The organism is Novipirellula methanifontis (genome assembly GCF_052161655.1).
Lineage (GTDB): Bacteria > Planctomycetota > Planctomycetia > Pirellulales > Pirellulaceae > Novipirellula.
Genome location: NZ_CP197418.1, coordinates 528,754 through 541,116, shown reverse-complemented (window position 1 = coordinate 541,116; position 12,363 = coordinate 528,754). Strand labels below are relative to the sequence as shown.

Sequence of the window (12,363 nt, the reverse complement as noted above, 5' to 3'; positions counted from 1 at the left end):
GCAAGCGTTGATACTGCATTCATCGTGACGTGTTCAGCCGAGGCTGCAAAGCGTTGCCCACTCGATTTCCAACAAGAAGACTCACTCAAATCGTCCTGCATTATCAGGTGCCCCCGGATTGTATTCTAAGCTGGAGGTGGCGACGGTTCTGCGTCGGATTGGCATTCAACGTCGCCATTGCCTGACACATGTGACGGTGTTTCTGCCGACCCGTCGTCTGGATTGCCGCTGGCAAGCCGCGTTGGCAACTCTGGATCCGAGTTGGACTTCAATGTGGGTTCGACTTTTGGTTCTGGTTCTGGTTCGGGTTCTGGCAGAATCATCATGCCGACGTATTGTACGGTCCCGCTTGCACCGAGCTCGCGGACGTACAACACGACTCGATCAAACTGTACGGCGGCTCCGGGAACCAGTCCTTTGGGGCCTAGCCGTGATTGCATGATTTCGTTGAGGGTGGCGTCCGGGTTTGCCCCTAATTGTAGGTCGTAGAACTGCTCTACATCCGCCGCCGTGATCGAACCACGTAGTGGGAACTCGAGCGCCGTCGGTAGGACTACGGGGTCCAATTCGCGATGGGCAAAGACTCGATCCACCATCGCACGAACGCCAGGACGTAGCACGACAATGATGTGATCGCCGAACTGAATCTGAGAACGGCCTTGCGGGGGAATGATTTGTTCGTCGCGGACGATCAACGCGACGACCACTCCGTCGGGCAACGCCAAGTTCTTGATCATGTGGCCTGCCGCACGACATTCATCATCGACAAAGTAGTCAACGATATCCCCTTCGACGTTTCGCAACGAGCTGATCTCCAGCGTCACAGGGGGTGGCAAACGAGCGGGCACCTCCAATTTCAATGACCGCGCGACCCAGGGCAGAGTCCAACCCTGGACGAGCGCCGAAACCAGCACCACAAAGAATACCGTGTCGAACATCAACGGAGCTCCTGGCAGCCCCGCCAACATCGGAAATGTCGCCAAGGTAATCGGCACGGCTCCTTTGAGCCCCACCCACGACAAGAACGTTAACTCTCGGAATGAAAACTTAAATAACGAAACGGATAAGAACACGGCGACCGGCCGGGCGACCAAAATCAGCACGGCAGAAATCATCAGCGCGGGTCCTGCTACGTCCAACAACCGGCTGGGGAAGCTGAGGATACCCAACGCGATAAACATCAAAATTTGGCACAACCATGCGATAGCGTCGTGGAACAACAAGATACCGCGATGGAACACGGGACGGCGATTGCCGATCACAATGCCGGTCAAATAGACCGCCAAAAAACCGCTGCCGCCAAACGCTGCTGCGAAACCGAACGAAAACAACGCCAACCCGGTCGCCAAGACGGGATACAATCCTGCGGCACTGAGTTGGATGTTTTTGAGCACCCACACGCCGCCCCATCCCACCAGCAAACCGACGACGGTTCCAAACACAATCTGAGTAAGAAACAAAACCAACAAGCCGGGACCGAGCGGCACCGCTCCGGTCAACACTTGGATCAGCCCCACGGTCAGAAAGATCGCCATCGGATCGTTCGAGCCGCTCTCGACTTCGAGCGTATCGGCGAGTCTGCGGCGGATATGAACGCCACCAAAGCGGAGCACCGAAAACACGACCGAGGCATCGGTCGATCCTACAATGCTGCCCAACAACAGACCTTCCATCAGCGGGATCTGCAAAAACCACGAAGCAGCCAGCCCGGTGATCAATGCGGTAATAAATACTCCGATGGTCGCCAGCACCCCCGCGGGTTTCCAGGCGGCACGGATCGAGCGATACGGAGTACGAAGTCCCCCGTCAAAAAGGATCAGACTGAGCGCAATCGTTCCGATACCGTTGGCGAGCGAATAATTTTCGAACTCGATCCCCCCAATTCCTTCCGATCCGGCCAACATGCCGACGAGAAGAAACAGGACGAGGACGGGCACGCCCATGCGTGCTGAAAATTTGTTCGACACAATCCCCAGCAAGAGCAATATGCCGGTGATCAGAATCAAAGCTTCGATACTTAACATGCTAAATCGATTGCGGGACGCACATGAGTCAATGAACTTTGCGACAGCGTTCCATCGCTTTCGGACCAGTTTACCGACTGTGGGTCGTTGGTGAATCGGACTGGCGCTTGAATTGCAGGGGGCGTTTCCGGGGCGGTGCCCCCCATCGGCAAGTAAGCCGCCCTCTTCCTCCGCAACCAGAAACTTTTTTTCCGAAATCTGCAGAACGTCGCACGAATTGAATGTAGAGGTTCGCCGCTAGCATGCGTATTTTTCGCGAGGTCCATCGATGTTGAATCACCAGCAAATTACCGAACATCTGCTCCGACAACGACTTGCGCTGACGTCAACCATTTACACCGTCACCCGGAATTTCCATTTGGCGGAGGACGTGCTCCAAGAAATCAGCGTGAGAGCGATGGAGTCGGGACCAGAAATTTGAAACCACTGAGCATTTAATCAACTGGTTTCGTCGGTTCACCCGGAACCGCGCCATTGATATCATTCGCACGCGTGAGGGGCGGTACGTCGGTCTGTCCGAAGAGACGCTCGAACGACACTGGTCACTCGAACCAAGTGGGGGCAGCGGCGAAGAATCGAGTCGCTGTTGGCCGCACTGTCGGAATGCTTGGAAACGCTGACGCCTCGTAGCCAGCAGATCATCAGACTTCGTTATTTCGAGAACCGCTCAGGAAGCAAAATTGCGAACTACTTGGGCAGCAAAGTACAGAGCTAGCGAGGTTGATAAGGCCTCAGCGTTCCAGCAGGCGTATCACGCGCGACTTGCCGGGGAGCGTTATAATCTGAACATTGATCCGGAATAAGTGATCAAAACAATCGGAACCAAGCAGCTCCCCAAGAGACTTCACTTGATGAACAATGACATGATAAAGCGTCTGATCGCTCTCGCGATTTTTAGCGTTGCTACTAGTTCAGCATTCGCCGCTGAGCGTCCCAACATCATCCTCGTATTCATTGATGATATGGGATGGGGTGACTTCTCTTGCTTCGGCAATGAGGATGCTGAAACACCCAACATCGACCGTCTGGCAGCCGAGGGAGTTCGGTTCGAGCAGTTCTATGTCAACTCGCCGATCTGCTCGCCATCGCGAGTTGCCATTTCGACCGGACAGTATCCGCAACGCTGGCGGATCACTTCGTATCTGAACAATCGAAAGAGCAACGATGAACGTGGGGTGGCCCAGTGGCTCGATCCCAAAGCTCCGATGTTGGCGCGTTCGCTTCAGAAGGCCGGCTACGCGACCGGGCACTTTGGAAAATGGCACATGGGCGGGCAGCGCGATGTCAGCGATGCTCCGCCGATCAGCGATTATGGCTTTGACGAATCGTTGACCAATTTCGAAGGCATGGGGCCGAAACTGCTTCCCATGACCTTGAAACCCGGTCAAGAAAAACCTGGACGCATCTGGGAGGACGCCGAGAGCCTTGGTGATGGATATCGCTGGATGCTGAGATCGGAGATCACAACCGGGTTCGTGGATGCAGCAATCCCGTTCATCGACAAAGCAGCAGCGGCCAACAAACCTTTCTACATCAACCTTTGGCCCGATGATGTCCACGGCCCCTATTGGCCCCCGGTCGAAACGTGGGGAGATGGTTCGATGCGACGGTTGTATCTGTCCGTGCTCGAAACGATGGACAAGCAGTTTGGCAGATTGTTCGATCGAATCCGTAACGACGCATCGCTCCGTGACAACACGCTGATTCTGGTTTGTTCCGACAACGGTCCGGCGCCGGGAGCCGGAGAAGCGGGTCCGTTTCGTGGTTTTAAAACGCACCTGTACGAAGGAGGCGTCCGGTCGCCATTGATCGCGTGGGGGCCAAGGATCGTTAGCAAGCAGGGCCACGTCGACAGAGAATCCGTGTTCTCGGCGGTTGACCTTGCGCCGACCTTGTTGGCGTTGACGGACACCTCGTTTCCCGATGGCGTCCAATTTGACGGAGAACCCTTGGTCGCAACGCTGCGAGGCGAAGGGGGTTCACGCAATAAGCCCATCTTCTTTCGTCGCCCGCCGGATCGCGACTCGTTTTATGGAGTCGAAGACCTTCCCGATCTCTCGGTTCGTTCTGGAAAGTGGAAACTGCTGTGCGAATATGATGGATCGGACGCGGAACTTTATGACATGCAGGATGACCGAGCCGAGTCGACGAACGTGGCATCGAATCACCCAGAGGTCACTGCGAAATTGAAGGCTAAACTTCTTGACTGGCACAACCAGATGCCTGCTGACAATGGTGCAACGTATCGACTCAAGCAAGCCAAACGCAATAACAAGTAGCGACGTAACATTCACAATTCTTAGTCCGAGACAACCCATGACACACGTTTCCAAATTAGCCACGTTGTGCATGGGATTCCTATGCGTTGCGGTGGTGCGACCCTGTATTGCCGACCAGCGTCCCAATATCGTCGTCATTATGGTCGACGATTTGGGTTTTTCGGACATCGGTTGTTATGGCAGCGAGATTGACACGCCGAATCTGGATGCCCTTGCCAGCAATGGCGCGCGATTTTCGCAATTCTACAACACGGCAAAGTGCCATTCGTCGCGAGTTTCTTTGCTGACCGGTCAGTACTGCATCGCGGCGGGAGACACGTCGCTGTCGCATGCCGTGACATCGGCGGAAGTGCTTGGTGATGCCGGTTACTTCACGGCCATGACGGGCAAGTGGCATCTGGACAAACAACCGACCGACTTCGGTTTTCAACGATACTTTGGTCACCTCAGCGGCGCATGCAACTACTTTTCCGGTGACAACACCTTCCGACTGAACGGCCAGCCTTGGAAGGTTCCGGGCGATGGTTTCTATACGACCGTTGCCAACGTCGATTACGGTTTGAAATTCCTCGACGAAGCCCGCACCACTGGCAAGCCATGGTATCTGTATGTTGCCTTTAACGCACCGCACGCGCCGCTACATGCGTTACCCGAAGACTATAAAAAGTACCAAGGCAAATACGACCAAGGTTGGGATGTTGTGCGTGAGGCGAGAATCGCCAAGCAGATCCAGCTTGGGGTATTGCCTGAATCGCTCAAACCAAGCCCACGGCCTGAGCATATCCCGGCGTGGAATGATCTCGAGCAGTGGAAACGCGACTACGAAGCCAACCGCATGACCACCCTTGCAGCGATGATTGATCGCGTCGATCAAGAGGTCGGTCGTTTGGTCGCCGATTTAAAGAAAAACAATGAACTCGAAAACACCTTCATCTTGTTCGTCTCGGACAACGGAGCGTGCCCGTATGATCGAAAGCCGGCTCGCTTGGATGTCGAGCCAACCAGTGCGAACGTCTCATTCGGCGATTCGACGGGTTGGGCTTGGGCCCGCAACAGTCCGTTTCGCTATTACAAGCAAAACCAATTCGAAGGTGGGATTTCAACGCCCGCAATCGTGCACTGGCCTGCGGGGCTGAAGCTCGATCCCGGCTGCGTCGTCGAACAGCCTGCTCACCTAATCGATGTATTGCCAACAATGGCCGACCTTGCCAAAACTGAGATCCCGGCTTCAGGCAAGGGTCGAGAGTTGCGGCCGGTTTCGGGAATTTCACTGAAACCGTTATTCATTGGTGGACAGCTTGAATCACGACCGCCGATTCATCTATTGTTTGCGGCTGATCGTGGTCTTCGCGATGGCGATTGGAAGCTTGTCAGTTTTCAAGGCGAAACATGGGAGCTGTACAACGTCGCCGAGGATCGAAGTGAGCTGAAAAACCTTGTCAATCAACAGCCCGAACGGCTAAAAAAAATGATTGCGATGTGGCACGAAATGGCCGAGAACGTCTTGCACGCTCCGGCCAAAGCACGTGCGCCCGTCCAGGAAGCTTCTTTGCCGCATCGCCATCGCGAGTGGACAAATTTCGCAGCGGAAAAGCCCGCAGAGTACCAAAAGAAGAAGCAAGCGAACGCCGGCTCCGCTAAGAAAGACAAGTCCGCAAACTTGCAATCTGCGAACCACATTCGCGCCCGCAAAAACACGACTTTAAAAATCGTCGGAAACGAATTGCGATTGCAGTTCACGGGTGACGACCCCGGAATTGCAATGGACTTGGGAAACAAGCAACTTCCCAATGGCCCCTACCAAATCACATTCAGGCTGATGGTCGATGCCAAGTCGGATGAAGCATCCGAAGGCGAAGTCTTCTACACCACCGACGCCAAAACCATCTTGCCGAAAGGCAACAGGATTCCGTTTGCGGTTGAATCGAGCAAAGCATGGCAAGCTGTCCGTATCGACATCGCCGAAGTGGAGCGACTTTATCAATTACGTATTGATATTAGCGATGGCCCTGGATCCGCGACCATCGCCGACTTGCAACTGCTCGGCTCTGACGGACAGACGCTACAAACTTGGACACAATAAAAAGCAGTAGCATTTTCGTGGCTCGCTAAGCGCCCGTCCGAAAACCGTGAAGCGGCGATTATTTCCGACTCGGACGTCGCGGAATTCGTCAAGAATTCCGGCCCCGATAGAGCTTGATCGAAAGTATTGACGGCTTCCGCTACCGGTTTTTGGATAGGTTCTAAGCAGCACGCACCAACGTCAGAGGTCGTCGGAACACAACGCGAATAGAAGGTTCGGTTGTTCAGCCCACAATCGGTGTCCTCTAATTTCCACCTCTGCGGTTAGGCTGTGATTGACGCAAGCTTTTGCGGGACAAGGCAAATTATTGACACACATCAAGTGCCACGCTTCTACAATGAGAATCGAACTGTCAACAAAACGCGAAAACCACGCATAACGATGTCAAAATTGGGCATCGCCTCTCGTATTCCCTGGGCACCGTGACACAGCAGCCCCTCCTATTTTGATTGATCCGCCGAGCGGTTGCAGGTAAACACGAGTCTTTCCACCCCCACCCTGAATTGCGAAACTCCACCATGAAGCTCAGCTACTTACTGACGTTCCTTACGGTTGCGTTCCCATCGACGTTGCTGTCTGCGGCCCAGCAGCCCAACATCATCGTGATCATGGTGGACGACATGGGGGTGTCGGACATCGGACCGTATGGCAGCGAGATTCCCACGCCTCATCTCGATGCTCTGGCCGAAAATGGAGTGCGATTTTCGCAGTTTTATAACACCGGCCGATGTTGCCCGACGCGTGCTTCTCTGTTGACCGGACTGTATTCACACCAAGCCGGAATCGGCTGGATGACGACCGACCAAGGCGTCCCCGGTTACCAAGGACGACTAAACGACCAATGCGTGACGATCGCTGAAGTGCTTGGGCAAGCGGGGTACTTCACCGCGATGACAGGCAAATGGCATGTCGGTGCGAATCATGGAGTCCATCCGTGGGGCCGCAGGTTTGACCGCAGTTTGAACTTGGCGGCAGGCGGCGTCCATTTTTCGAACCAGACCGGCAGCAAAGGGGGCGCGAATCTGTTCCTCAACGGAGAAACGATTTCGTCCGAGGATCCGCGACTGAACCCACCGTGGTATGGCAGCGATCTGTGGACTGAACAAGGATTAAAGTTCATCGACGAAGCGATCGAGGACGAGAAGCCCTTCTTTTGGTACCTAGCACATGTCGCACCGCATTTTCCATGCATGGCACCCGAGGAGACCATCGCCAAGTATCGCGGCAAATACATGGCCGGATGGGACATGTTGCGTGAGCAGCGTTATGCAAAACAGATCGAACTGGGATTGATTGACAAGAACTGGAAAATGGAACCGCGTCCCGAGGAAATTCCTGCTTGGGATTCGCTCTCGCCTGAAGAACAAAAACGCTACGACGACATGATGGCGATCTACGCCGCAATGATCGAAGAGGTCGACAAAAACATCGGCAAATTGGTCGACGCACTGCGTCAGCGAAAACAACTCGATAACACCCTGATCCTGTTCCTTTCGGATAACGGCGGCAATGCCGAGGCAGGCGTGTCGGGCAAGTATAATGGCGAGCACCCTGGCGATCCGCACTCGGATGTCTTCATCGGTCGCTGCTGGGCCCATTTGAACAACACCCCGTTTCGCAAGTACAAGCACTACAACCACGAAGGTGGTACGTCGAGCCCTTTGATCGCTCATTGGCCAGCGGCGATCGAGCCTCGCACGGGCCCGGATTCTTGGGTCCAGACGCCGACGCATCTGATTGACATCATGGCAACCTGTGTCGATCTCGGCGGAGCGACTTATCCTGATAAATTCAAGGGGAATGCGATCGTGCCGATGCAGGGGCAAAGTTTGAAACCGCTGCTCATCGGCAGCGGCGACTTTGCCGAGCGACCGTTGTACTGGGAACACGAAGGGAACGCGGCGATCCGCATCGGAGATCGTAAACTGGTTCGCCAAGGCCTCAAGGGCGAGTGGGAACTGTTTGACATGAAGGCGGACCGCACCGAGCAGAACAATCTCGTCAGCCAAAACCCCGAAGTCGCCGAAGCAATGGCGAAACAGTGGCGAGAATGGGCGAAGAACGCCAATGTGTTGCCCAGACCTGCGACGAAGGGAAAGCTGAAAGGCAAAAAGCAACGAGGCAAGGCAGGACAGGCGGGCGTAGAGACCGAGAAGTGACAAGGTTCCTGCAAATTCCTCATGTCCGCACTGAGCGCGACAGGGTAGCCGGACGAGTTACCTCGCCCGAGCCAAGCTTGGGAGAGGTCGGGCGGACCCCACAGGCCTCGTCCGGGTGAGGGCCGACCGCGCAATCTTGTTGCATCGTTCGGTTGGGCTTGCTCGGACGGCCCTCACCCGAGCAATCGCTGAAGGCTCTGCTCGACCTCTCCCAAACTGGGTTTGGGAGAGGTGACAGGACGGTGCCGACAGGACGTATACTACATCAGCAGTCTTAAAACTGGTGGAGAGGTGGCAGAAATGCTGAGCAACTGCGGACCACGACAGTACCGACTTTGTTAGCGGCACGGCGAGGGCCCCACCCGTTGCAATGGTTAAAACGTTCGAAATTGAGCAGGCGCACCCTTGCCGCACCGCAAAATTTACACCCGCTTAATGATCAGTGTAGATGCCATTGGGCTAGCAAAGTCAGCTCATCGATACAAATCCAAACCCCTGAACGATTGTTTCAAAACGATAAACATGCGAATGACTTACCTCCTTCAACGAATCACCGCCATCGCGGCCGTCATGTTGTCGACATGTGCGGTTGCCGCCGAACGCCCCAACATCCTTGTGATCCTGGCGGATGACTTGGGTTACTCGGATTTGGGTTGCTACGGCGGCGAGATCCCCACCCCCAATATCGATTCTCTCGCCGCAGGTGGTGCACGATTTACTCAAGTCTATAACTCGGCCCGCTGTTGTCCGACGCGAGCCTCGCTGATGACGGGATTGTATCCATCGCAAACCGGCATCGGTGACTTCACCACAGGTCGCCCCGACGCCAAACGAGGCCCTGGGTACATTGGCCGACTGAACGATCAATGTGCGACGCTTGCGGAAGTTCTGAAGCCAGCGGGATACGGTTGCTACTACGTCGGCAAATGGCACCTGCATCCCGAAACCGGACCGATCCGGCGCGGTTTCGACGAGTTCTATGGTTACACCAACGACCATTCGCACGACCAATATGAAGCGGACTACTACATCCGATTGCCGGAAGGCCGCAAAAAGGAGATCGATCCCCCGGCGGACGATTTTTATGCGACCGATGTGTTTAACGAGTACGCGTTAAATTTTATTCGCAAGGGACAAAACAGTGACAAACCTTGGTTCCTGTTTCTCGGCCATTCATCACCCCACTTTCCCGTGCAAGCTCCTGCGGAGCGAGCGGACAAGTACAACGCGACGTACCAACGTGGCTGGGATGTGCTGCGTGAGGAACGTTTCGCAAGGATGCAAAAGCTTGGTTTGGTCGACGGCGATCGTTGGAAACTGAGTCCACGCAGTCTCGTTCCGGTCGACCGTGATGACATCGCCAACGGTTTCTCGGGCCAGCAAAATCCTGCCTGGGACTCGCTTGACAAAGACCGCCAACTTGACCTCGCTCGACGGATGGCAGTGTTTGCCGCGATGGTCGAAGGAGTCGATAACGGTGTCGGCCAGATCATCGATCACTTGAAACGAACCGACGACCTGGAGAACACGCTAATTTTGTTTCTCAGTGACAACGGTGCTTGTTACGAATGGGGCCCGTTCGGCTTTGACGGCAAATCGCGACGCGGCACAACGACACTTCACACAGGGGACCAGATTCGAAAAATTGGGGGACGGGGCACGCATCAGTCTTACGGCAGCGGCTGGGCAAACCTCGGCAACACGCCGTTCCGACTGTACAAACACTTTACAAACGAAGGCGGCATCAGTTCGCCCTTCATCGCCCATTGGCCCAAGGGGATTGGCAAATCCGACGACTGGATTCGTGACCCGGCACACGTGATGGACGTGATGCCAACGCTGATGGAGGTCGCCGGCGCGGCGTATCCCAAAACACTCAACGGCAACGCGATCACTCCGCTCGAAGGCACGAGTCTGCTGCCGGCAATGCGTGGGGAAACGCTGCCAGAACGCACGATCGGGTTTGACCACCAGGCGGCTCACGCGTTGCGAAAGGGCGACTGGAAAGCGGTCTACGCCAAACGCATGCCGGACGAATTGAAATGGGAACTTTACAACCTCGCCGAGGACCGCAGTGAGCTAAACGACTTAGCGGAAAAGGAACCTGAACGCACTCGGTCGATGGTAGCCCAGTGGGAAGAATGGGCACGCCGCGTTGGAGTGATCTGGGAACCCGAGCCATCGGATGGTGGCGTTGCAACGAAGGCGGGGCAGTCGCCTGCGATCGCGAATCGACGCATTAAAATCGAAGCCGTAGTCAAGGCGGACAGTCCCAACGGAGTCGTGCTCGCTCAAGGAGGCAACCAACATGGATACGCATTGCACTTCATCGATGGATTGCCCGCGTTTGATGTCAGAGTCAACGGCGAAATCACGCGACTGACCGCGACCGAAAAAGTGAGTGGCGAGATCAAACTGCAGGCCATCTTGTCGGACGATCAGATGCAGCTAACGGTCAACGAGCAACCGCCACTTCGTCGTCCCTCGCCTGGCTTCATTCCAACTCAGCCGCTGGACGCACTGAGCGTTGGCTTTGACGACCGAACCGCCGCAGGCGACTATTCGGCACCGAATCAGTTCAACGGAAAAGTGATCGATCACAAAGTGAACACAACACAGTCGAAGGAGGAGGAGAAGGAGAAGGAGAAGGAACAATCACACAAAGCGACAACTGCGGCCGATGATTTCCCGGCGTCCGCATTCATCCAGCAAAAAACGGATCGAAAACCAGGACCGGTGATGGACGCCGCGACCATCCGGGCTGGCCTGAAGTCCCATGACCGTGCGTTGTACATCAAGTCGGACTGGATCCGTGATCCGTACATCACACTCGGGCCCGACGACTACTATTACTTGACCGGGACGCAGCCCAACGAGGAGGATCCACGCGCAGCGGCGGATCCTTACAACATCGGTCTGGGCGACGAGAGCATCGTGGGCGATCAGGTGCGAGTCTATCGCAGCAAAGATTTGATCCACTGGGAAACACTCGGTCCAATCTTCACGATCGACGACACCTTCGCTGCGACGAAAAAAGGCAAGAAGCCGAAACACATCTGGGCGCCCGAAATCCACTGGCTCGGTGACCGCTGGGCATTGGTGCATTGCCCAAAACAAGTTTCAAGCCTCGCAACGACAGCGGGCAAACAGCTCGCAGGACCTTGGACGCACCCGATGAACGGCGGAATGGGCGAACGTCATGATCCGTCGCTGTTTACCGACGACGATGACACGATCTATCTGCTTTGGCAGAACACGATGATCGCTCCTGTGAGCAAGGACCTCAGCCGATATATCGGCGATCCGGTGCGGATTGATCCTGCTGGCAGTCGGCCCGGTCCCGATGGAAAACCGATCAGTCGAATTGGTCACGAGGGGGCGACGATGATCAAAGTCGGTGGCAAATACGTGCACCTGGGTACCGCGTGGTCGACCGATCAGGGCCGCAAGGGTTCGTACAACCTGTATTATTGTGTCGCCGACAAGATTACGGGGCCGTACGGCCCACGCAAATTTGCTGGTCGATTCCTCGGCCATGGAACCCCGTTTCAAGACAAGCAGGGCAAGTGGTGGTGCACCGCGTTTTTCAATGCCAATGTTCCGCCGCTGCCACGCCAAGGGATCGAAACCCGCGATATCGGCGACAATGCACAAACGATCAATGAACAGGGCGTCACGATTGTGCCGCTGGACGTGCAAGTTTTGGACAACGGCGAGATCTTCATTCGCGCCAAAGACCCTGCCTATCGAAACCCAGGTCCCGATGAAGCACAAACGTTCGAGATCGTGGATTGAGTATTTGACTAGGCTTGCAGTCT

The 12,363-nt window shown here is 55.3% G+C and carries 6 protein-coding genes; 5 read left to right on the top strand and 1 reads right to left on the bottom strand.

Annotated features, from left to right (window positions below; translation table 11 throughout):
• Positions 1-125: 125 nt before the first annotated feature.
• Positions 126-2,024 carry a potassium/proton antiporter gene (locus tag SH528x_RS01920; RefSeq protein WP_442508850.1) on the bottom strand — a complete coding sequence of 633 codons (1,899 nt, stop codon included), beginning with the start codon at positions 2,022-2,024 and terminating at the stop codon, positions 126-128.
• A gap of 586 nt (positions 2,025-2,610) precedes the next feature.
• Here SH528x_RS01920 and SH528x_RS01915 point away from each other — a divergent pair.
• The 5 genes from SH528x_RS01915 (at position 2,611) to SH528x_RS01895 (ending at position 12,340) form a co-directional block, all read left to right on the top strand.
• Complete coding sequence (locus SH528x_RS01915) at positions 2,611-2,739, top strand: sigma factor-like helix-turn-helix DNA-binding protein (protein ID WP_442508849.1); 129 nt, start codon at positions 2,611-2,613, stop codon at positions 2,737-2,739.
• 136 nt (positions 2,740-2,875) lie between these two features.
• Positions 2,876-4,303 (top strand): sulfatase family protein, encoded by a 1,428-nt coding sequence (locus tag SH528x_RS01910; protein WP_442508848.1) that lies wholly within the window; start codon positions 2,876-2,878, stop codon positions 4,301-4,303.
• A 70-nt stretch (positions 4,304-4,373) separates the two neighbouring features.
• Positions 4,374-6,386, top strand: coding sequence for an arylsulfatase (locus tag SH528x_RS01905; RefSeq protein WP_442512063.1), 2,013 nt, complete (start codon positions 4,374-4,376; stop codon positions 6,384-6,386).
• A 518-nt stretch (positions 6,387-6,904) separates the two neighbouring features.
• Positions 6,905-8,545, top strand: coding sequence for an arylsulfatase (locus SH528x_RS01900; protein ID WP_442508847.1), 1,641 nt, complete (start codon positions 6,905-6,907; stop codon positions 8,543-8,545).
• 528 nt (positions 8,546-9,073) lie between these two features.
• A complete protein-coding gene (locus SH528x_RS01895; protein ID WP_442508846.1) occupies positions 9,074-12,340 on the top strand; it encodes a sulfatase-like hydrolase/transferase in 3,267 nt (1,088 codons plus the stop codon).
• The last annotated feature ends 23 nt before the right edge of the window (positions 12,341-12,363 follow it).